Source organism: Ochrobactrum sp. SFR4, from assembly GCF_019730395.1.
Classification (GTDB): domain Bacteria; phylum Pseudomonadota; class Alphaproteobacteria; order Rhizobiales; family Rhizobiaceae; genus Pseudochrobactrum.
On record NZ_JAAPBB010000006.1, the window covers coordinates 72,677 to 95,295 of the forward strand.

The 22,619-nt window shown below is 52.7% G+C and carries 19 protein-coding genes; 7 read left to right on the forward strand and 12 right to left on the reverse strand.

Annotated features, from left to right (window positions below; genetic code table 11):
- The first annotated feature begins 3 nt into the window (after positions 1-3).
- Complete coding sequence (locus HBA93_RS09400; protein WP_121993738.1) at positions 4-483, forward strand: F0F1 ATP synthase subunit B; 480 nt, start codon at positions 4-6, stop codon at positions 481-483.
- 89 nt (positions 484-572) lie between these two features.
- On the opposite strand, the gene rnhB is transcribed toward HBA93_RS09400, so the two are convergent.
- The 8 genes from rnhB to HBA93_RS09440 form a co-directional block, all read right to left on the reverse strand.
- Positions 573-1,283, reverse strand: coding sequence for a ribonuclease HII (gene rnhB / locus HBA93_RS09405; RefSeq protein ID WP_221723104.1), 711 nt, complete (start codon positions 1,281-1,283; stop codon positions 573-575).
- A 112-nt stretch (positions 1,284-1,395) separates the two neighbouring features.
- Positions 1,396-2,580: a PA0069 family radical SAM protein gene (locus HBA93_RS09410; protein WP_221723105.1), complete on the reverse strand. Its 1,185-nt coding sequence runs from the start codon at positions 2,578-2,580 to the stop codon at positions 1,396-1,398.
- A 269-nt stretch (positions 2,581-2,849) separates the two neighbouring features.
- The gene (gene moaB, locus HBA93_RS09415) at positions 2,850-3,398 is read right to left on the reverse strand and encodes a molybdenum cofactor biosynthesis protein B (protein WP_122092070.1); all 549 of its coding nucleotides are present in this window, start codon (positions 3,396-3,398) and stop codon (positions 2,850-2,852) included.
- Between the two features lie 13 nt (positions 3,399-3,411).
- Complete coding sequence (locus tag HBA93_RS09420) at positions 3,412-4,335, reverse strand: 4-(cytidine 5'-diphospho)-2-C-methyl-D-erythritol kinase (RefSeq protein WP_221723106.1); 924 nt, start codon at positions 4,333-4,335, stop codon at positions 3,412-3,414.
- Positions 4,336-4,344: 9 nt separating this feature from the next.
- Positions 4,345-4,533 carry a hypothetical protein gene (locus HBA93_RS09425; protein ID WP_121993743.1) on the reverse strand — a complete coding sequence of 63 codons (189 nt, stop codon included), beginning with the start codon at positions 4,531-4,533 and terminating at the stop codon, positions 4,345-4,347.
- 114 nt (positions 4,534-4,647) lie between these two features.
- On the reverse strand, positions 4,648-5,502 hold the full coding sequence (locus HBA93_RS09430) for a S49 family peptidase (protein ID WP_122092072.1): 855 nt from the start codon (positions 5,500-5,502) through the stop codon (positions 4,648-4,650).
- A gap of 82 nt (positions 5,503-5,584) precedes the next feature.
- Positions 5,585-6,766 carry a Na+/H+ antiporter NhaA gene (gene nhaA / locus HBA93_RS09435; RefSeq protein WP_121993745.1) on the reverse strand — a complete coding sequence of 394 codons (1,182 nt, stop codon included), beginning with the start codon at positions 6,764-6,766 and terminating at the stop codon, positions 5,585-5,587.
- Between the two features lie 152 nt (positions 6,767-6,918).
- Positions 6,919-7,701 (reverse strand): tRNA1(Val) (adenine(37)-N6)-methyltransferase, encoded by a 783-nt coding sequence (locus HBA93_RS09440; protein ID WP_221723107.1) that lies wholly within the window; start codon positions 7,699-7,701, stop codon positions 6,919-6,921.
- A gap of 279 nt (positions 7,702-7,980) precedes the next feature.
- Here HBA93_RS09440 and HBA93_RS09445 point away from each other — a divergent pair, with 279 nt between their 5' ends.
- The 4 genes from HBA93_RS09445 (at position 7,981) to glyS (ending at position 14,430) form a co-directional block, all read left to right on the forward strand.
- On the forward strand, positions 7,981-8,997 hold the full coding sequence (locus HBA93_RS09445) for a polyprenyl synthetase family protein (RefSeq protein WP_221723210.1): 1,017 nt from the start codon (positions 7,981-7,983) through the stop codon (positions 8,995-8,997).
- Positions 8,998-9,280: 283 nt separating this feature from the next.
- Positions 9,281-11,086 carry a tetratricopeptide repeat protein gene (locus tag HBA93_RS09450; RefSeq protein ID WP_286201857.1) on the forward strand — a complete coding sequence of 602 codons (1,806 nt, stop codon included), beginning with the start codon at positions 9,281-9,283 and terminating at the stop codon, positions 11,084-11,086.
- A gap of 216 nt (positions 11,087-11,302) precedes the next feature.
- The gene (locus HBA93_RS09455) at positions 11,303-12,259 is read left to right on the forward strand and encodes a glycine--tRNA ligase subunit alpha (protein WP_221723211.1); all 957 of its coding nucleotides are present in this window, start codon (positions 11,303-11,305) and stop codon (positions 12,257-12,259) included.
- 47 nt (positions 12,260-12,306) lie between these two features.
- A complete protein-coding gene (glyS, locus tag HBA93_RS09460) occupies positions 12,307-14,430 on the forward strand; it encodes a glycine--tRNA ligase subunit beta (protein ID WP_502910077.1) in 2,124 nt (707 codons plus the stop codon).
- A gap of 75 nt (positions 14,431-14,505) precedes the next feature.
- Here the strand turns inward: glyS and HBA93_RS09465 are convergent, their stop codons facing one another.
- Positions 14,506-15,606: a quinone-dependent dihydroorotate dehydrogenase gene (locus HBA93_RS09465; RefSeq protein WP_221723110.1), complete on the reverse strand. Its 1,101-nt coding sequence runs from the start codon at positions 15,604-15,606 to the stop codon at positions 14,506-14,508.
- Positions 15,603-15,968, reverse strand: coding sequence for a DUF952 domain-containing protein (locus HBA93_RS09470; RefSeq protein WP_122092078.1), 366 nt, complete (start codon positions 15,966-15,968; stop codon positions 15,603-15,605). The genes HBA93_RS09465 and HBA93_RS09470 overlap by 4 nt, the downstream gene beginning before the upstream one ends.
- A gap of 248 nt (positions 15,969-16,216) precedes the next feature.
- On the opposite strand from HBA93_RS09470, the gene HBA93_RS09475 reads away from it, so the two are divergent.
- Complete coding sequence (locus tag HBA93_RS09475; RefSeq protein ID WP_221723111.1) at positions 16,217-16,693, forward strand: hypothetical protein; 477 nt, start codon at positions 16,217-16,219, stop codon at positions 16,691-16,693.
- Between the two features lie 56 nt (positions 16,694-16,749).
- Here the strand turns inward: HBA93_RS09475 and pip are convergent, their stop codons facing one another.
- A complete protein-coding gene (gene pip, locus HBA93_RS09480) occupies positions 16,750-17,706 on the reverse strand; it encodes a prolyl aminopeptidase (RefSeq protein WP_121993752.1) in 957 nt (318 codons plus the stop codon).
- A gap of 534 nt (positions 17,707-18,240) precedes the next feature.
- On the opposite strand from pip, the gene HBA93_RS09485 reads away from it, so the two are divergent.
- On the forward strand, positions 18,241-18,891 hold the full coding sequence (locus tag HBA93_RS09485) for a response regulator transcription factor (protein ID WP_022711153.1): 651 nt from the start codon (positions 18,241-18,243) through the stop codon (positions 18,889-18,891).
- Between the two features lie 130 nt (positions 18,892-19,021).
- Here HBA93_RS09485 and HBA93_RS09490 read toward each other — a convergent pair whose 3' ends face one another.
- Positions 19,022-22,519 (reverse strand): PAS domain-containing hybrid sensor histidine kinase/response regulator, encoded by a 3,498-nt coding sequence (locus HBA93_RS09490; RefSeq protein ID WP_221723112.1) that lies wholly within the window; start codon positions 22,517-22,519, stop codon positions 19,022-19,024.
- Positions 22,520-22,619: the final 100 nt, after the last annotated feature.

Sequence of the window (22,619 nt, forward strand, 5' to 3'; positions counted from 1 at the left end):
ATTATGGATGCAACATTTATTGCCCTCGTCGGTCTGATCATTTTCCTGGCGCTGCTGGCCTATCTTAAAGTGCCTGGCATGATCGGCCGTTCGCTTGATGAACGCGCTGCAAATATTGCCAAGGAACTGGACGAAGCACGCACCCTGCGTGAAGAAGCTCAGGCTCTGCTTGCTGAATATCATCGCAAGCGCAAAGAAGCTGAAAAAGAAGCCAGCGAAATCGTTGCTGCTGCACAGCGTGAAGCTGCAGCTCTGCTGAGCGAAGCAAAAGCGAAGTCGGAAGATTACATTGTTCGCCGCAACAAACTGGCTGAACAGAAAATCGCTCAGGCTGAAAGTGATGCTGTTAATCAGGTTCGTGCATCTGCAGTGGAAATCGCTGTTGCTGCTGCCGGTTCGCTGATTGCAAATAAAATGGACGCAAAAGCTGCCGGTGAAATGTTCAAAGCATCACTGGATCAGGTTAAAACCAACCTGAATTGATTGCAGTTCATAAAGTTCAAAAAAACGCCGCAATATGCGGCGTTTTTTTATGTCTGAATATCAGTCATTTGCATTGTTCTGGCCGAAACTTATGCGTCGGCCGTCCAGCGTCCTTTGATCGGCGCAAAGCTGTAGCGGTGTAGACCGGCAACCGGTCCCTGCGTTTCAATCGCATCTCTGTGCGCGGCAGTGCCGTAGCCGGCATGTTTCTCAAGACCATAGGCCGGATGAATAAGACCGGCGCGTTCCATCATCCGGTCGCGGGTGACTTTGGCCACAATAGAGGCTGCAGCAATGGTCAGAGAGCGCTGATCCCCTTTCACCAGCGTCATGGCGGGGCAGGGCAGACCATTTGGTGTTTTATTACCGTCAATCAAAGCATAATCGGGTTGAACCGTCAGCGCATCAACGCAGCGTTTCATCGCCAGCAAGGATGCCGCCAGAATATTGCTTTCATCAATCGCACGCGCACTGAGGCTGCATAATGTGACGGCAACAGCCTTTTCCATAATTGTTTCAAACAGCCGGTTGCGCTTGGCAGCGGTGAGCCTCTTTGAGTCATCCAGACCTTCAGGCAGATTATCAGGATCAAGGATCACGCAGGCAGCAACAACAGGCCCTGCAAGAGGACCACGGCCGACTTCATCGAGCCCTGCAATCAGTTTGTAACCCTGAGCTTGCAACTGCTGCTCATGCCTGTAATCCGGTATGAATATTTCAGACTTGTCAGCCTTTGTCTTGGCTGGCGATTTTGATCGCTTTTCAGAAAAAAGCGGAGAATCAGATGGTGCTTTACTCATGTGCTGAGATTGCATCCTATCTAATTCTCCGCAAGCCACATCGCAAAAGGGGGGCACGATGTGGAAGGCTGCCGGCAAAAGGACGGGCAGCCTATATCTGCTGGAGGGCAGATCAGAAAAGCGAGAGTTGAACACTGCTTGTTTGCGGCGGGGCGAACAGGTCACAACGCAGTCGGCGCTTATGAATATTCAGCCCAAGCTTTTTACAGGTAATCTCAAAGCGGCGGCCAATCTGCCACGCATAAGGGCCTTCACCACGCATCCGTTTACCCCATTCCGCATCATAGTCCTTGCCGCCGCGCATTGAGCGTAACAGGGACATGACATGGCGGTAACGGTCAGGAAAATGCTGCAGCAGCCAGTCCTTGAAGAGTGGCGCCACTTCATAAAGCAGGCGTAGCAAGACATATCCGGCTTCGCGCGCGCCCATCGCATAGGCGGCATCCAATATGCGTTCAATCTCGTGGTCGTTGATGCCGGGGATCACCGGGCCAAGCATCACCGATGCCGGAATACCTGCTTCATTAAGCTGCCGGATGGCTTGTAAACGCAAGCCTGGTGTTGAGGCGCGGGGCTCCATATTCCGTGCTAGTTTGGCATCCATCGTGGTGACAGAGAGAGCAACTTTTGCCAAACCACGCTCGGCCATTGAACCGAGAATATCAATGTCGCGGGTTACCAGCGCGGATTTGGTAATGATGCCGACGGGATGGTTGGCAGCATCCAGCACACTCAATATGTCCCGCATAATCCGCCATTTCTTTTCTACCGGCTGATAAGGGTCTGTATTGGTGCCAATGGCGATCGTCTTGGGAATATAACCGGCTTTGGAAAGTTCTTTTTCCAGTAGTCGTGCTGCGTTGGGTTTGGCAAAAAGTTTGGTTTCAAAATCAAGACCGGCAGACAGTCCCATATAGCTGTGCGTAGGGCGTGCGAAGCAATAAATACAGCCATGCTCGCAACCGCGATAAGGATTGATTGAGCGGTCGAAATTAATATCCGGTGAGTCATTGCGGGTGATGATGGTGCGTGGCTTTTCGATCTGGACTTCTGTTTTGAACGGCTCCAGCTCTTCCAGTGAATTCCAGCCGTCATCACTGTCGATACGTGTTTGACTTTCAAACCGGCCGGAAGGATTGATACCGGCACCACGTCCGCGACGACGGCTGTGGTCAATACGTAAGCCGGTGCCGTCAACAATAGCATTTGCCTGATCTGTGCGCTCCGATCCGAAGACAGCCGAACGGGAGAAGACGGCCTGATCGGCTGGTCCGAAAACCTCCTGTAAAATTGCCATAGCTTTCTCCTTACCGGAAATGCCGTGACAGCATGACCGGAGCAAAACAATCAAAATGAAGCAATGAATACGGCGCGAATTATGCGACTCTGATGCGCCGTTTATGGTTCAAATTTAATCTGAAAATAAGAACAAAGCAAGAACTTAATTTATGTCTTTTCCGCAATTAGAGCGCCGTGTGCCAGACCTGCACACAAAGGTCGCTCTAACACTTTTAAAATTAGAGCATAATTTCACTTTAAACCGATCCCAGCTTAAGGAATTATGCTCTAGCTTTTGCGTTTCAAATGCTCATCAAGACGGGGCATGATTTCAACGAAATTGCACGGGCGGTGGCGATAGTCGAGCTGCTGGGCGAGAATACCGTCCCATGCATCGCGGCAGGCACCGCCGGAGCCCGGCAGCACAAAAACAAATGTCTGGTTGATGAGACCGGCCGTTGCACGGGATTGGATCGTGGAGGTGCCGATCTTGGCATAGGATTGCTGATGGAAGATCACTGAAAACCCGTCCATACGCTTGTCGAAGGCCGGCTCCAAGGCGTCAGGCGTTACATCGCGTCCGGTGAAACCGGTGCCGCCGGTGGTAATCACTACATCAATTGCCGGATTTTTGGACCATTGCACAACCAGTTCGCGAATTTTGGCAGCATCATCAGTCACGATCTGCCGGTCACGCAGCAGATGGCCTGCTTCTTCAATACGGGAGGCAAGAAATGCACCGGATGTATCTGTTTCCAATGTCCGGCTGTCTGAAACAGTCAGTACAGCAATACCCACCGGAATAAACGGACGTTCGGCTTTGACTGTATCGGACATGGCTGTCTCCGGTTTAAATTTTATCGGGCAGGGTCGTGGTTGCGCAGACAAACCAATGCGGATTTTGCTGTTGCAAATGCATTGCCGCCTGTTGCGCCTGATCCGCTGTATCATAAATACCGAAGCAGGTCGCGCCTGAGCCGGACATTTGCGCATATTGTGCGCCGCTGTCCCGCAAAGTCTGGAGAATCTCCGGCAATTGCGATGCAAGTTCTGTAGCAGGCGGCAACAGATCATTGCGGGTTGATTGCAGGAAACTGCAAAGCTCTGCCTGATTATTCAAGCGTGTCAGTTCCGGAAGCGCAGGATTATCACGCTTCTGCATATGTTTGAAAATCTGCGGCGTGGAAATTGCTGTTCCGTCATTCACAAGCACCAGCGACAGCACAGGCAGGCCGGACAGCCTCTGCATATCTTCACCGATACCCTTGGCAATCAATGCACCGCCACAGAGCTGGCCATGCAGACACATCGGCACATCGGCGCCAAGCTGCAGAGAAATCTGCTCAAGCAACGCCTGTTCCGCTTCGATATTCCACAGGCGCATAAGCAGCGCCAGCACTGTGGCGGCATCGCTTGACCCGCCGCCGATACCGGAAGCAACAGGGAGATTTTTTTCCAGATGAATGGCAACGCCGGAGCTGTGCTGCGGATAATGCGCACGCAGAAGATCTCGCGCTTTTAAAACGAGGTTCTCACTATTGGCTGGCAGTCCCGCACCAAAGCGGCCGGAAAGCGTAAAACTGTCTTCCTGCGCAGGGAAAACTGTGAGTTCGTCACCATAATCGGCAAAGGCAACAAGCGTATCCAGCAGATGATAGCCGTCCTCGCGCCGTCCGGTCACATGCAATGCCAGATTAAGCTTGGCATAGGCTGTGGCGCGAAGATGTGAGGCAGTCTGTTGGCTCGCTGCCTGTGAAGATAAAATATCTGGCATGCGCTGGGATCAGTCTTTTTCTGCCGGACGGTAAACACCGGTTTTCGGGTCGCGCACCAGTGTGCCGCTGGCACCTGTACGGGCTTCCTGTTCTGCCTGACGGACTTTCTGGGAAACACGTGCTGCTTCGCGTTTGAAGGAGCGATAGCCATAGATCGCAGCTGCAACCAGAAGGATCAGAAAAATCAGTTGTGGCATACCGGCTCCTTTCCGGAAAAATAACAGTGCCTGTTGATTTAGTCAGGCTATGACTTTGTTTCAAGAAGCTCTTATAGCATCTTATTCTGATGATATTATGATAGGCTCAGCCTGTTACAGGCCATAGCGTGACCAAAGAGCTTTTTCTTCGAGCACATTCATCAGGCTTTCACCTGCCACGCCAAGCATTTGCGCATGAGAAATACCGCCGGTATTTTTGCGCCCCAGCAGCCCGCGCGAAGGCTGGATCAGATTAAGTTTGGTTTTTTCGCCATAAAGCTTGCGCAGATGTGAGCGCATATCATCCAGACCATCAATCAATCCAAGCTGCAAAGCTGTAATACCTGTCCAGAACTGGCCGGTGAAGAGATCATCATTGTCCTGCAATTTACTGCCGCGGCGCTCTTTCACCATATCAATAAATGTCTGGTGAATTTCCAGCTGCAGCGCTTTGATATGTTCGATATCCGATGCCTTTTCCGGCTGAAACGGATCCATCGTGGCTTTGTTTTTGCCGGCCGTATGCACGCGACGCTCGACGCCGATTTTTTTGATCAGTTCGGTAAAGCCGAAAGACGCGGAAACCACGCCGATCGAACCCAGAATGGAAGACGGATCAGCAATAATCTCGTCTCCGGCAATAGCGATCATATAGCCGCCGGAAGCTGCCACATCCTCAACAAAGACATGGACTTTCTTGTTCTTCTCTTCGGCCAGGTCACGGATACGCTTATAGATCAGCCGCGATTGTACCGGTGAACCGCCGGGGGAATTAATGCTCAGCGCCACAGCGGGACTGTGCTTGTTGTCAAAGGCTTTTTCCAGCTGAACCGCGATGCCTTCGAGCGACAGATTTTGCCGTAAAGGGCTGTTGCCTGTCATGATCGCACCGCTCAGCCGGACAACCGGAATTTCAACACTGGAAGCCCGGAAGCGGCGCGGGATAACACGGCTGATAAGTGACGGCACTGAAAATCTCCGGTGTGAAAATGCAGACGATAAAATAGTTTTCACCCGCTGTTATAGCCACAGCGGGTGAAAACTGAACCTGTTATTTTGCAGCGCGGTTGCGTGTGGAAATGCGCAGCAATGCCCAGCCACAGACGGCAGAGAGCAGGGAGCCGAGCAGAACACCAATCTTGGTCTCGCTGTGAAGCAGATCATTGTCAAAGGACAGCAGGCCGATGAACAGGCTCATGGTAAAGCCGATACCGCAGAGCAGTGACACGCCGTAAAGCTGTGTCCAGCTTGCTCCCATCGGCTTGGTGGCAATCCCTGCGCGGATAGCAATCCATGCAGCACCGAAGACACCAAACTGCTTACCGACAAACAGACCAAGTGCGATGCCGAGTGTGAGCGAGTCACCAAGGATCGACGGGCTCATACCGGCAAAGGAAACGCCCGCATTGGCAAAACCGAAGATCGGTACAATGACAAAGCCGACCCATTTTGCCAGCGCATGTTCCAGCGTGTGCAAAGGGGAGCTCATATCATCAGGACGGCCAAGTGCAGGCTTGATCGGAATAGTCAGTGCTGTCAGCACACCGGCAACAGTCGCGTGAACACCGGAACGCAGCACAAAATACCAAAGCACGGCACCAAGGATCAGATACGGGGTGAGGCGCATAATGCCCATCTTGTTCAGAATAAACATCAGCGCAAAAATACCGGCAGCACCGGCGAGATAGAGCGTGGCAATATCGGCAGTGTAAAACACGGCGATAATGGCAACGGCGGCAAGGTCGTCGAGAATAGCGAGTGTCGCCAGAAAGACTTTCAGACTGGTCGGAACGCGCGGTCCGAGCAGCGACAGCACACCGAGTGCAAAGGCAATATCAGTCGCCGAGGGAATAGCCCAGCCACGAATGGTTTCAGGATTTGACCAGTTGAAGCCCGCAAAAATCAATGCCGGAACAATCACACCGCCGGCAGCAGCAATGCCCGGCAAGGCGCGGTTCGACCAGCTGGCAAGCTGGCCGTCGAGAAACTCACGTTTGATTTCGAGGCCCACGAGGAGGAAGAAGACGGCCATCAGTGCGTCATTAATCCAGTGCAGAACGCTCATCGGGCCGAGTTTGCTCTCCAGAACCTGAAAATATGTGGCTGCAAGCGGGGAATTAGCAACGATCAGAGCCAGAGCAGCGGCAATCATCAGAGCGATACCGCTGGCGGATTCACTGTCGAGCCAATGGCGGAGCGTTGAGAAGGGGCGCTTGGTCTGGCTTTGTGTCATCCGGTATCGGCCTTTTTCTTTGCGGGCAACGTTTTGACAACGCTCACCCCTTGATCTGTCTTCAGAGTTCCGCACCTTAGATAGAGCGAAAGGCCTCTTTGAACAGTCCGTGTGTTCGGGAAAATGTGCTCCGTCCTCCTGAACAACAACCGTTACAGGCTGTCGCAACCATTAATGAGGCTTTCTGCACGTGGCGTAAATTCATGACCGGAACTTTTATGCAAAATTAACGGCGGCGCAAGAAAAACCGGAGCGCGGCTGCCTTTTATGCCCGTAATTACGACGCGGATGGCCTGCTCATCCGGTCTGGCATAGAGAGGGAGAATTGCGATGCCCCCAAAACGGCGCTCCATCGCGGACAGAATTTCATTCAGATTAGCGGGGCGCGCAATAATCGAAATACGTCCGCGCGGACGTAAAATGCCCGATGCCGTGCGTATCCAGCTTTCAAACATGCCCTCATGCATTACATGCGCCTGCGCCTTTAAATCGTCCGGCGTGGCACGGTCATGGCTCTGGTTGAAAGGCGGGTTCATAATCACATAGTCAAACTGATTATCAGCCAGCCCTGCTTCATGACGGGCAGGGCCGGTCATTGTCACATCAGCCTGCAGGCAGGACAGACGGCTATGCATATGTGCATTTTCGGACAATGCGCAGGATTTTTCCGCATAGAGCAGCATTTCCGGTGAGCGTTCAATCAGGGTGACATCTGTGCTTGCGCAGCGTGAGGCAACGGCCAGTCCCGCCGCACCGGCACCGGCACCGAGATCTGCTACTGTACCTTCGAAATCCGTTGGCACCGCGCTTGCCAAAATCATGGCATCAATCCCCGAACGGTGACCTTTGGCGGATGGCTGCACCAGATAGAATGCACCGCGGTGAAAGGCATCGAGAGTTTCGCCATAGGGCAAAGAGCTGGACGGAACAGACATAAAGGCGGCAATTTCCTGACTTGTTGCAGACTGAAAGCAATCAAACCGGCTTTAACCGATTCTGTATAGAGGCGGTGAAAGCCGCAATTCCGTTTGCTGACAGCAATTTGACATCTTATATCAGCAGAATATGCTTTATTGTGTTGTGTTGCGGCTCGCAACACTTGCCTTTAGCACGGTTTTTGGTGCATTTGACGCTTGAGCATAAAGGCCGCCTTGAATAATGTGTGGCTATAAAACGGGTCTCATTATCAGGCCGCGTGAACTGGAGATATGGCATTGGGTGTGGTTCTCAATCTCGATGAGAAAAAAAATCAGCAGGCGTCCATTCAGAAGCTGGTTGATCTGACGAAAGCGGATATGGGACGTGTCAATGCGCTTATCCTGTCCAAGGCCGGTTCTGATGTTGAGATGATACCGGAAGTAGCCAATCATCTGATTTCATCGGGTGGCAAGCGGTTACGTCCGATGATGACACTCGCTGCCGCAGCCATGTTCGGCTATGAGGGCGAAGGTCACGTGCAGCTCGCAACAAGCGTTGAATTTATGCATACGGCAACGCTTCTCCATGATGATGTGGTGGATGAAAGTGATCTGCGCCGCGGTAAAAGCACCGCACGGATGATCTGGGGCAATCAGGCCAGCGTTCTGGTCGGCGATTTCCTGCTCGGTCAGGCTTTCAAAATGATGGTGGATGTCGGTTCGCTCGATGCGCTTGATGTGCTGGCAACTTCGGCTTCGGTGATTGCTGAAGGTGAAGTGATGCAGCTCGCCGCCGCCAAAAATATGGAAACTACGGAAGACGAATATCTGGCCGTGATCAAAGCCAAGACTGCAGCGCTGTTCTCTGCTGCTGCCGAAGTTGGCCCGATCATTGCCGATGCACCGCGTGCACAGCGTCTGGCACTGCGCTCCTATGGTCTCAACCTCGGCCTTGCTTTCCAGCTGATTGATGATGCGCTGGATTATGGCGGTTCGGCTGCGGATCTCGGTAAAAATGTGGGTGATGATTTCCGCGAAGGGAAAATCACCATGCCGCTGCTGCTGAGCTATCGCCGTGGTTCTGAAGAAGAGCGCGCTTTCTGGAAATCATCCATTGAGCAAGGCAATAATGATGATGAAGCCTTGCAGAAGGCAATCGGCCTGATGACCCAGCATGGTTCGATTGCCGATACCGTACAGCGTGCGCGTCATTTCGGTGAAATCGCCCGCGATGCACTGGCCCCGCTGCCGCAGAGCCCACAAAAAGATGCTCTGATTGATGTGATTGATTTCTGCATCAGCCGTGTAAACTGATTATTGACCGGTGCCGGAGCATATTCTCGGTACCGGACTTTGAAATACCCTTTTCTCCGGCCATATAAAAACCACGACATGGCCGGATGGTGTGTTTGTTTCGGAAATAAGCCAGACCAGAGCATTTCCAGCAAAAGTGGCAACCGGTTTTGCGTCAGGAAATGTGTAAAATAAAGAGATAGAGCATTCCTTCTGTTTCAAAATTGGAAATGCTCTATAAATGCAAGGGGAAATGCCGATGCGGCGGAATACAGTTAAAGCGCGTGCTCTGGTTTTCGCTTTGATGGCAGGGGCGGCTTTCACAAGTGGTGTCTCCGGCACGGCCTATGCTGCATCCGGGGCAAAGGCAGCAGTGCCGGCAGATGAGCCGGTGATTGTCTCGCGTGCAGGTTCTTTCCCTGGCGCCTATCTGGCCGGTCGTATTGCCGAAATCGACAATAATCTTCCTGTAGCCATCGCTTATTATCGTCAGGCACTGGCATTTGATCCGTCAAACCAGCCGATGAAGCGTGATCTGTTGCTGTCCTATCTGACCGACGGTCAGCTGGATGAGGCGCTGCCATTTGCCCGTGCGCTTAAAAATGAGCCGGAAGTTGAGCGTTTCTCCCGCATCATTCTGGCGATCAAGGCTTTTAACGACAAGCATTACCGCACTGCCCGTACCAATCTGAAGCTCACGCAGCAGTCAGAAATGGATCGCTTAGCAACCGGCCTGATGACGGCATGGACATTCTACGGCGAAGGTCGTCCGAAAGACGCGCTGGCAGCGGTGGATAAGCTTGACGGGCCGGTCTGGTACGATCTTTTCAAAATCTACACATCGGCATTGATTGCAGACAGCGCAGGTCAGACCAAGGCTGCGGATAAATTCTATGCGCAGGCCGTGGCTGATAAAGAAGGCGGCAGCGCTGCCCCTGATACTTATGAGCGCATCATTTACGCCTATGCCGATTTCAAGCAGCGTCAGGGCGATAAAGCCGGTGCGATCAAGTTGGTGGAAGATGCTGAGCAGATTCTCAGCGGTCGCGTGATCCTGCGCGAAGTACGTCAGAAGCTTGAAGACGGTGAAAAGCTTGACCCGCAGATGCGCAATCCGCAGCAGGGGGCGGCTGAGGTTCTGTATTCTTTGGGCACCGCGATTAATCGTGGTGGCGCCGAGGCTTTTGCAACAATATATCTGCAAATGTCCGGTGAGTTGCGCGAGAATAATGATGCCACATTGTTCCAGCTCGGCGATATTGCTGCCAAACTGCGTCAGCCGCAAAAGGCAATTCAATATTATAGCCGTGTTGCAGATAAATCGCCCTATAAGCGCGATGCGGAAATGCAACTGGCGCTTAATCTGGCTGAAACAGACAAGCCGGATGAGGCGATTGAGCATCTGAAAAACAATCTGCGCAGTAATGATAAGGACAACCGTTCTTATCTGGCGCTTGGCGGTGTTTATGCCCAGAAAGAAGACTGGGCAAATGCGGCAAAGACTTACGATCAGGCTGTTGCGGAACTTAAATCACCTGTACGTCAGGACTGGCCGGTTTTCTATCAGCGCGGCATTGCTTATGAGCGCCTGAAACAGTGGGATAAGGCTGAACCTAATTTCCGCAAAGCACTGGAGCTGTTTCCGAACCAGCCGCAGGTGATGAATTATCTCGGTTATTCATGGGTCGATCGCGGTGAAAATCTGGAAGAAGCTTTGCAGATGATCCGCAAGGCTGTCGAGATGCGTCCGCAGGACGGTTATATCGTCGATTCCCTTGGCTGGGCCTATTACAAGCTTGGCCGTTATAATGAGGCCGTTGTTGAGCTTGAAAAGGCAGTTAAACTACGGCCTGAAGATCCGACAATCAATGATCATCTGGGCGATGCCTATTGGCAGGCAGGGCGCGGACTGGAAGCCACTTTCCAGTGGAACCATGCCATCGCCGGTAAGCCTGAAGCGGCAGAACTGGCCAAGATCGAGAAGAAGCTGAAGCAGGGGCTGACACAGACGGCGGAAGCCGAAGTGAAAGATATTGCGCCAGTAAAGCCTGACATTGCACCGGAGAAAGCACCGGATGCTAAGCCTGCCGATCCCGCTGCCAAGCCATAATGCTTGCCATCCGGCTTTAAGTCTTGACCGTTTAACGCGGAATAATTAGGACAAACTATCTGTTTTTCGGCGGAGCTGGGCTGTTATGGCTCAGCTTTCACCGTTTTCACCACGCATGATTTGCAAGAAGATCAGTTTTGATAGCCGATCTCGCCAAGAATGCTCCAATGAGGCCTTCCCGTGACTCGTATCATGACCAGCACATTGCCTGAACACCTGCATCCGACCCGCTCTTTTCAGGGCTTTATCATGGCGCTCCAGCACTATTGGGCGCAGCATGGTTGCACAATTTTGCAGCCTTACGATATGGAAGTCGGGGCGGGTACGCTGCATCCGTCCACTACTTTGCGCGCTCTGGGGCCGAAGCCGTGGAATGTTGCCTATGTGCAGCCGTCACGTCGTCCGAAAGACGGTCGCTATGGTGAAAACCCGAACCGTATGCAGCATTATTACCAGTATCAGGTGTTGCTGAAACCAAGCCCGCCGAACCTGCAGGAGCTGTATCTCGGCTCGCTGAAAGCGATTGGTATTGATACGGAGCTGCACGATATCCGCTTTGTTGAGGATGACTGGGAAAACCCGACTACCGGCTCTTGGGGCTTGGGTTGGGAGTGCTGGTGCGATGGTATGGAAATCTCGCAGTTCACTTATTTCCAACAGGTTTGCGGTATCGAATGTTCTCCGGTTGCCGGTGAGCTGACCTATGGTCTGGAACGTCTCGCTATGTATGTGCAGGGCGTGGACAATGTTTATGACCTGAACTTCAATGGTCTCGAAGGCGAGGACAAAGTTACTTACGGTGACGTGTTCCTTCAGACCGAGCAGGAATATTCACGCTACAATTTCGAAATCGCCAATACCGATATGCTGCACCAGCATTTCATTGATGCGGAAGCGGAATGTAAGGCTGTGTTGGCTGCTGGTGCCAAAGATATACAAGAGGCGGGGAGTGCCGGAGGCGCGACAGGGAAATTACATAAGTGTGTATTTCCGGCCTATGACCAAGCGATCAAAGCCTCGCATATTTTCAATCTGATGGATGCCCGTGGCGTTATCTCGGTAACCGAGCGCCAGAGCTATATCCTGCGTGTGCGCAATCTTGCGCGCCAGTGCGGTGAAGCCTTCCTTCAGACCGATGCCGGTGGCGTCAATTACAAACGTGAAGGTGTATAATGCCTGATTTGTTACTTGAACTCTTCTCCGAGGAAATTCCGGCCCGCATGCAGCGTAAAGCTGCCGGTGATTTGAAGAAAATGATCACTGATGGTCTGGTTGAAGCCGGTCTGACCTATGAGGCGGCAACACCTTACTGGACACCACGTCGTCTGACTTTGGATATTCGTGGTCTGACTGTGCGTTCAAAAGATGTGCATGAAGATATCAAAGGCCCGTCCGTTTCTGCACCTGAGGCCGCAATTCAGGGTTTCCTGCGTAAAGCTGGCTTGAGTGATATCGCGCAGGCGCATGTGCATTCCGACCCGAAAAAGGGCGATTTCTACGTCGCCCACATCACCAAATCCGGACGTGCCGCGGAAGAAATTATCGCGGAACTGGTGCCGAATGTGGTGCAGAATTTCCCGTGGCCGAAATCCATGCGCTGGGGCAAGGCCTCAGCACAGTCCGGCTCCTTGCGCTGGGTGCGCCCGCTGCAGTCGATCATCTGCCTGTTTGGCCCTGAAACCGAAGAAACCGTTGTGGTGGATTTTGAAGTCGGCGGCGTACGCTCCGGCAACACCACACATGGTCATCGTTTCATGAGCGATGGTCAGCCGATCACCGTGCGCCGCTTTGACGATTATGTCGAGAAGCTGGAAAAAGCGCATGTGGTGCTTGATGCTGAACGCCGCAAGGAAATCATTCTCACCGATGCCCGCAACCTGAGCTTCGCTTCCGGTCTGGACTTGGTTGAGGACGAAGGTTTGCTGGAAGAAGTTTCCGGTCTGGTTGAATGGCCGGTGGTGCTGATGGGCGAGTTTGAGGAAGAATTCCTCTCCATTCCGCCGGAAGTTATCCGTCTGACCATCCGTGCCAATCAGAAATGCTTTGTCACTCGCAAGCAGGGCGAGACAGATGCACTGTCCAACAAGTTCATTCTGATCTCCAATATTGCTGCCCGTGACGGCGGCAAGGAAATCGCTTTCGGTAACGGCAAGGTTGTTCGCGCCCGCTTGTCCGATGCTTTGTATTTCTGGCATACCGATCAGGCAGATATGCCGGATATGGACAAGCTGAAAGCTTCCGCTGCGAAATTTGCGCTTGATCTGGCTAAGCCGCTCGATCAGCGCATGGCGCGCCTGGATGCGCTGAATGTAACCTTCCATGCCAAGCTAGGCACGCAGGGTGCGCGCGTGGCGCGGATCAAGGCTTTGGCAGAAGCAATTGCACCACTGGTTGGTGCGGATGTTGCACTGACTGCCCGTGCAGCTGTGCTGGCAAAAGCTGATTTGCAGACCGAAGTTGTCGGCGAGTTCCCTGAGTTGCAGGGCGCAATGGGGCATAAATACGCTTTGCTTCAGGGCGAAGATGCTGCTGTCGCAACAGCACTTGAAGATCATTACAAGCCGCAGGGTCCGTCAGACCGTGTGCCGCGCGATCCGGTTTCGGTTGCTGTTGCATTGGCTGACAAGATCGACACTCTTGTCGGTTTCTGGGCGATTGATGAAAAGCCGACAGGTTCGAAAGATCCTTATGCGCTGCGTCGTGCTGCCCTTGGTGTGATCCGCCTGATTTTGGAAAATGATATCCGCGCGGAGCTGAAAGCACTGATCGCTCAGGCAGAAAAGCCGATGGCTTCCATCGAAGGGTTGGCATCAAAAGATGTTGGTGCTGATCTGCTGTCCTTCTTCCATGACCGTTTCAAGGTCTATCTGAAGGATGAAGGCGCGCGTCACGATGCGATTGATGCAGCCCTGTCAGCTGATGCTGATAATCTGCTGTTGGTTGCCCGTCGTCTTGAAGCACTGATCGTTTTCATCAATGAAGAAGATGGCAAGAACCTGCTGGCTGGTACCAAACGTGCAGCCAATATTCTTGGTGCTGAAGAGAAAAAAGGCACTGTTATTGCCGCCAATGTTGATGCTGCACTCTTCAACAATGAAGAGGAAAAGGCATTGTTTACTGCTGTGCGTTCAGCAGAAACCAAAGCCGCCGAGGCAATTGCCAAGGAAGATTTCTCAGCTGCTATGTCGGCTATGGCCGAGTTACGTGCGCCGGTTGATGCCTTCTTTGACAAGGTCATGGTCAATGATGAGGATGACGCTATCCGCGCCAATCGTTTGGCGCTGCTGGCTAAAATCCGCTCGGTGACCGGTCAGGTTGCTGACTTCTCAAAGATCAGCGGCTAATTAAAAATATTGATAAGAAAAAGCCGGAGTGGTGAGAACCGCTCCGGCTTTTTTATATTCAGTTTTTAAAAAAGATCAGGCCGGAATATCTTTGGCTGCCCAAGCCGTAGTTTCCATGTCGCGTAGCTCGGAAATATTGGCGACGCCTGCCTGCTTCACCAATGCGGAAAGCTCTTTGACAATTTCTTTCGGTACGGTCGGGCCGCGATAGATCATACCGGTATAAAGCTGCACGAGATCGGCACCGGCTTTAATTTTGGTGAGGGCGGTTGCGCCACTATCTACACCGCCGACGCCGATGATCGGCATGGCTTTGCCAATGCGCTGGCGCATTTTGGCAAGCACAATGGTTGAGCGTTCAAAAATCGGCGCGCCGGAAAGGCCGCCGGTCTCTTTCGCTTCCACCTGATTAACCAGATTGGTGCGTGACAGCGTGGTGTTGGAGATGATTAAACCATCGAGCGGATGAGCGAGAGCGACTTCGGCAATATCATCCAGGCCTTCTTCGGTGAGATCCGGTGCAATTTTCAGGAATACAGGGCGTTTCAGGGTGCATTTTTCAGCTTCCTGATCGCGGGCTTCCAGAACTTTCTCCAAGAGAATATGCAGGCTGTCTTTGGCTTGCAGGTCACGCAGACCCGGTGTGTTCGGGGAAGAAATATTTGCAGTGAAATATTTAGCAACGCTGTAGAAGCGATGAATACCGGCCACATAATCGGCCACACGGTCTTCACTGTCTTTATTGGCGCCGATATTCACGCCGACAATACCGCAACTGCTGCAACTGTTGCGCTGGCTGAGGCGTTTATAGGCCGCTTCATGGCCTTCATTATTAAAGCCCAGACGGTTGATCACCGCACGGTCTTCCACAAGGCGGAAGATGCGTGGCTTCGGATTGCCAGTCTGCGCGCGCGGCGTGATCGTGCCGACTTCCGCAAAACCAAAGCCGAGCTTCAAAAGTGCGTCCGGTACTTCAGCATTCTTGTCGAAACCTGCGGCCATACCCAGCGGATTGCTAAATTTAAGACCGGCAATGGTTTGCTGCAAAGCAGGGTCAAGCGGTGCAGGGCTGGAGAGAGCGCCGGTTTTCAACGCTGCAATAGACAGACCGTGTGCCTGTTCTCCGTCCATCGCAAAAAGTGCGCGACGGGCAATATTTTCAAAAAAACCGCTCATTGTTCAAGCTCCGGAAACTGATGCTTGCCGTCACTGTTGAGCGGCAGGTCTTTCACCCAGCGCACCGCAGTGAGCTGAAGATGTGCGTAGAGATGCGGGAAGGCCTTGCCGCCGCGGGAAATTTCATAGCGAAGTTCATCGCCCAGCTGGTTTGCATCAACAGCCACCAGCAGCAGATCATCCTGACCGGCAAAATGCTTGGCAGCGGTCTCAGCAACTGTGTCATGGGTGGAAAAGTGGATATATCCATCCTGTAAATCAACAGGGGCACCGGAAAAATGCCCTGTCTTTTCAGCGTCTGCCCATTGGGCGCGCGTGGCTATCTTATAGATGGTTGTATGTGACGTATCACTGTTTGACATGAAAAACGCTATTGTTGTGAACGGAAAAGCTGTTCAGACATTTTATATATCTGGCCGGTTTGGCGCATCCGGCAGCTTTTAAGACAAATTTAAGTCACAAGCCACCTCTAAATTTTAATAAAGGGTTAACGCCATTTTTGCAAATGAGCAAAAGTGCGTTCTGACAGTTTTGTGTTTTTGACAGAACACACTGGAAAATGCTTGGATAAAACCCATATACCAAGCAGACAGATTAAAGGAGTGGGCAGATGAAGAACCGGTCCGGTATCGCGATTGCGGTGGCAAAAGAAAACAAATCCAAGCTTATCATACGCAGTGCCGTTCTTTCGGCTCTTACAGGTCTGGCTCTGGTTTGGGGTATGAGCCCGTCTCCGGCACAGGACATGCAGCGCTACTCCATGGAGAAAACCGAAACCGGTATTATCCGCCTTGACCGCCAGACCGGTGAGTTTGCCTTGTGTAAGGAGCAGGCCGGTAAAATTGAATGCGCTGAAACCAAACCGGCGCAGCTGAGCAATGACGAACGCACACTTCTGCTGGAAAAGCAGGTTGCCGATCTGACTGCGCGTATCGCCAGGCTTGAGAAAAGTGGTGTCGCCAACAGTTCCCTGCCAAGTGAAGAAGAGTTCGAAAAAGGCTTAGGCTATATGGAGCGTTTCATGCGGTCTTTCATGGGCGTAGCCAAGAGCCTTGATGAGCCGGCACCGGTGCCGAACCGCACATAATTCCCTCCAAAGAAAAAGCGCCGTTTCCGGCGCTTTTTTATTCTCTTAAATTGGTTTTAGCCGATATTAGCAAAGCGGCGTGTTGCTTCGATCAGTTCGTGCGTGATACCCGGTTCGGTCACCGCATGCCCACCGTCTTCGACAATACGCAGATCGGCTTCCGGCCAGACTTTCTTCAGATGCCATGCATTGATGAATGGCGTGCACATATCGTAACGACCATGGATGATAACACCCGGAATATGGCGGATACGGTCAGCCAGACGCAGCAGCTGATCATCGGTATCAAAGAAAGCGCGGTTCTGGAAATAGTGGCATTCGATACGCGCAAAAGCGATGGCGAAGTGATCTTGCGCAAAAGCATTTTCGCGTTCCGGATCCGGCAACAGGGAAATTGCCGAACCTTCCCAGCGTGCCCAGCGGCGTGCCGCTTCAATCTGCACCTGCGGGTTCGGATCGGTCAGGCGACGGTAATAGGCCGCCACCATATCGCCGCGCTCGGCTTCCGGAATATGCAGCTGATAGGCTTCAAAGCGATCCGGATAGATGATGCTGGCACCGTTGCTATAGAGCCAGTCCACTTCAAAACGGCGTGCCAGAAAGATACCACGCAGCACGAGTTCGCTGACGTGCTCAGGATGAGTCTGGGCATAGGCAAGACCAAGGGTCGAACCCCATGAACCGCCGAAAACCTGCCATTTTTCAACGCCGAGATGGGTGCGCAGACGCTCCATATCCGCAACCAGATCCCATGTGGTATTTTCGCGTAATTCCGCATGGGGCGTGGAGCGGCCGCAACCGCGCTGGTCAAACAGGATAATGCGATAGGCTGAAGGATCATGCAGACGGCGCATGGTCGGCGAGATGCCGCCGCCCGGACCGCCGTGGATCATGATGACCGGCTTGCCGTTCGGGTTTCCGCATTCCTCAAAATAAATCCGGTGCAGCGATGAGACCTGCAACATCTCTTCCCGATAGGGTTGAATTTCCGGATAGAGGCTGTGGCGTGTCATGGGTCGTCCTTTTGCGTTATTTTATCTGCGAAGCAATAAGATTTTCTCTTGCATATAGAGCAGGCATCACCCTAACTGACAATACGGCACCATCGCGGCAAAAGCAGAAATCAGACTGTATATTGTACGCTTTGCCTGTAATATTGCATAATGAATATGCATGCCGTCTGCTACAGGCGGCTTTTATTATGCAGGAAATTGCATTCACCGGTTTTCTCATGCCGGAATTTATCATGAAATGAAATGCCGGCGGCCGGAGCGTATTTCGAAATTGTGAAGCGTCGAGGCAGGGGAAACCAGTTTGTCTGACCGGTTTCTGATCCTGATTACAATCAGTTATGTTGCATGTAAAAACAAAGAACAGAGCATTTTCAATTATGCCGGCGGAGCGGGAAGGGCTCTGTGTCTGAAGAAAATGCAAGATGAAAACAGGTCATTTCTAACTTTATCTTTGGTTACATAAAGAGATAAGGTGCTTTCAGGAGATGATTTGCGGGGAGACTGCTGAGGGGGCAGGCAAGGGGTAGGAACTTTATGGAATTGAATTTTATAATTGCCGACGATCATCCTTTATTCCGTGGCGCATTGCGACAGATTTTACAGGACGGTTTTCAGCCTGAGAGTGTGACTGAGGCTGACAATTATCAGCAATTGCAACAGGTTGCAGAAGAAGCACAGGATGTTGACCTGTTGTTTCTCGATCTGACTATGCCCGGTGTCAGTGGTTTGTCCGGTCTTATCAATCTCAAGGCGCAGCATCCGCAACTGCCGGTTATGATTGTTTCCGCCACCGATGATGTCACTACAATCCGCCGTGCTATGGAACTCGGCGCCTCCGGTTTTGTTTCAAAATCCGCAAGTCTTGAGGAAATCGGCGAGGCCGTGCGTACCGTACTGGACGGTGGGGAATGGGTGTCCGGTGATATGGAACTCGGCGCGGAAAATGATGCGGAAATCGCCGATCTGATTGCCCGTATCCGCGCACTCACACCGCAGCAGACCCGCGTCCTTTCGATGCTGGGACAGGGGCTTTTGAACAAACAACTGGCCTATGAGCTGAATATTTCAGAAGCCACGGTGAAAGCCCATGTGTCTGCTGTTCTGCAGAAGCTGGGTGTGGACAGCCGTACACAGGCGGTGATTCTGCTCTCGCGGCTTGGCCCGGGGTTTGCGCTTCTGGATTGAGCGCATTGAGTACCTCAGAGCATTTCCAGTTTAAATTGAATCATTGGAAATGCTCTATCTGTTTGATTTTACGCATTATCCTACGCAAAACCGCTTCGCACTTTTGCTGGAAATGCTCTGGCGTGCTTTCTCACCGCATATGATAATGCGCCAGCAAAGCCCGCAATGCTGCGGGTTTCAGCGGCTTGTTCAGCACATGAACATTTTCTTCTGTGGCCTGTAATTTGACCTCTTTTGAACGATCGGCCGTCAGCAGAACGGCTGGTATGGCATGCCCCAGCGTTTCACGGATATAGCCGATCATATCCAGCCCGTTTTCGCGGTTGAGATGATAGTCAGCCAGAATAATATCCGGCAGGATTTTGACGCTCATCTGTGAGCGGGCGATATGATTGCACCAGTCCTTGAGTTGTGCGCCGTCACGGATCAGAGTGATGTCACAACCCCAGCCTTCCAGCAGAATACGCATGCCGTCGAGGATCAGCGGATCATTATCAATACACAAAACCCGCATATTTTCGAGCGCATTGCTGCGGCGTCTGGCCTGTGACGGTTCGGGGGAAACCTCAACCGCAGGCTCCTGAGACACCGGCATAATGATGCTGAAACAGGTGCCTTTGCCATGTTCGGATTGCAGACGGATCGTCAGATCCAGCACACGGGCAATACGGTCGACAATGGATAGGCCAAGTCCCAGCCCGTCTGCCTGACTGATCCCTTCATCCAGCCGGTAAAACTCGCGGAAAACCAGTTGCTGTTTTTCCGGCGCGATGCCGATACCGGTATCGGCAACCTTGATTTCCAGATCGCCGCCGCGACGGCGCACACCAAGCAGAATTTTGCCGCTGCGGCTGTATTTGATCGAATTGGAGATCAGGTTTTGCAGCAGACGGCGCAGAAGATTACGGTCGCTATAGACCGTGAGAGAGCAGGGCACGACACGAAGTTTCAGACCCTTTGTGGCAGCAAGCGGGGTGAAGTCTGTGACAACCTGCTGGAGCAGGCGATCCAGACGGAACAGCGAAAGCTCCGGTTTGAGCGCGCCGGTATCAAGCCGTGAAATATCCAGCAGCGCACTGAGAATGCCTTCAACCGCTTCAAGGGAGGAGTCAATATTGCGCGCCAGTTGCGCTTCCGACGCGCCGAGCCTTTCGCTCAAGGCTGTGCTGTAAAGGCGGGCGGCATTGAGCGGCTGCAAAATATCATGACCGGCAGCAGCGAGAAAACGTGTTTTGCCGAAATTGGCCTCTTCCGCCAGTTTCTGCGCACGAACAAGCTGCTGGTTCACTTCAAGCAGTTCGGTGGTGCGGTCGGCGACGCGCTGTTCCAGCGTTTCATTGAGACGCTTCATGGAATTATCGGCTTCAACCGAAGCGGTAATATCAGTGTAGCTGGCGACAATGCCGCCATCCGGCATCGGATTGGCTGCAATTTCAATGATTTTGCCGGTGGAGTGTAAGAGGATACGGCTTGGCTCATGGGTGCGCTCTAATGTGCGCATCATCATCGCGGCATCACCCGCATGAATTTCGCCATTATGCAGCAACCGGTCGAGCACATCGGAAATCGGTGTGCCAACCTGTGTCAGCCCGTCCGGTAGTTGCAGCAGATGGCGGAACCGCCGGTTCCAGCAGGTCAGGCGGAAATCCTTGTCGAGAACCGTGATGCCCTGTTCCATCTGATCCAGCGCGGTTTGCAGCAGATCGCGATTGTGCTGCAGGGCTTCGGAGGCGTCATCCAGCAGGCGCAGCGTATCCGGTGCGGTATTGTCCTTGCGCTGAAGCAGCAGTGACAGCACCAGCCGCGCGGATGATGAGCCGATGGCGCTGCCCAATATTTGCTCGGCAAAACGGATCAGCGGCACATCGGCGACAGCTTTATCATCGAGCGGCTGGTCGCCATTATGTTCATAGCGGCTGAAAGCAAGGGCAACGCGGTCTTCACCCAGATAACGGGCAATCGTATTTTTGATTTCCCCGACCGTGACACTGGTGCGGAAACGGCGAAGAACCGGCACGGTCTTCAGATTGCGCGGCATGAATGTGCTGGCCTGAATGCGCTCCAGCGGTGTGGACTGTCGGGAGAGCGAACCGATCACGAAGAACAGTGCATTAATGGCGAGGCTCCACAGAGCGCCATGGGTGAGGGGCAGGGCATCAACGCCAAACAATGCCTGCGGACGCAGATAGGAAAGCCCCCATAAACCTTCCTGCAGGATCGGTGCATCGGGATTAGCCAGTGTCGGCAGCAGCAATGTATAGGCCCAGACAGCAAAGCCGCTGACCATGCCCAGAACGGCTCCGCGTGCATTGGCATTACGCCAGATCAGCCCGCCGATCAGAGGGGGCGCAAATTGCGCAATCGCTGCAAAGGAGACCAGACCGATAGAAGCCAGTCCGAAAGTACTGGAACTGGCGCGGTAATAGCTAAAAGTCACCGCCAGAATAATCACAATGGTTGCGCGGCGGGTATAGAGGATAAGACGGGTCAGATCCCGTTGCTGATGTTTTTGGCGACGATAAACATAGCGGATTAGCAATGGCAGCAGCAGATGGTTGGAGATCATGATCGACAGCGCCACGCAGGCCACAATCACCATCGCCGTTGCAGCAGAAAGCCCGCCGACAAAAGCCAGTAAAGTTAAAAGATGTGAGCCTGCAGCCAGCGGCAGCGCCAGAACATAGAGATCTGCATTGGTTGTGGAGCCGAGATTGATAATGCCTTGCAGGGCGATCGGCAGGACGAACAGGTTAATCAGGATCAGATAGACCGGAAACAGCCAGCGGGCGGTGCGCAATTCCTTTTCGCTGCGGTTCTCAACCACAGTGACGTGAAACTGGCGCGGCAGCATCAGAATAGCCGCGGCACTCAGAACGGTGTGAACAATCCAGGTGCTGGGGCTGGTACGGGTTAACATGCCCCAGAAATCAATATCCCGCTCCTGCAATTGTTGCGGCAGATCGAAAGGCGAGCCAAAGAGGAAGAAGGTTGTGGCAATGCCGACTATCAGAAAGGCGGTGATTTTGATGACGGATTCTAACGCAACCGCAAGAATCAGCCCGTCCTGATGCTCAGTTGCATCCGTATGTCTGGTGCCAAAAAGGATGGCGAATATAGCTAGCAGCGCAGTAACGAACAGGGATATATCGCCGAAGACATAGACAATCGGGTCATAGGAAGCCTGATATTCAGCCAGAACCATATCGACACTGCCGGATACGGCTTTCAGTTGTAGAGCAATATAGGGCATCGAGCCGACCACGGCGATGCAGGTGCCGATCGTGGCGACGCTGGTGCTTTTGCCGTAACGGGCGGCGAGAAAGTCGGCGATAGAGGTAATACGCTCGGCTTTTGCCAGCCGCACCACATGACGCAGAAATTTATTTCCGAAGGTGAAAACCAGAATAGGGCCGATATAAATACCTAAGAATTCAAGCCCGCGGTCAGCTGCAAGTCCGACCGAGCCGAAGAAGGTCCAAGATGTACAGTAAACAGCAAGGCTGAAAGCATAAATATAGGGTCTTGGCTTGGAACCCCAGCGCGATGCTTTACTGTCGCCAATACTGGCAACCGCAAAGAGCAGGATCAGATAGAGAAATGCGATGCCGATAATGATCCAGCCGTGCATTCAGCCCCCTTGCTGACCGGTTAATGATTGCGGGACAGAAAGATCCTGTATATGGCTGCAATAATGGCAGTCTCTGTCCGCTGATTATTCTGTGCCTATG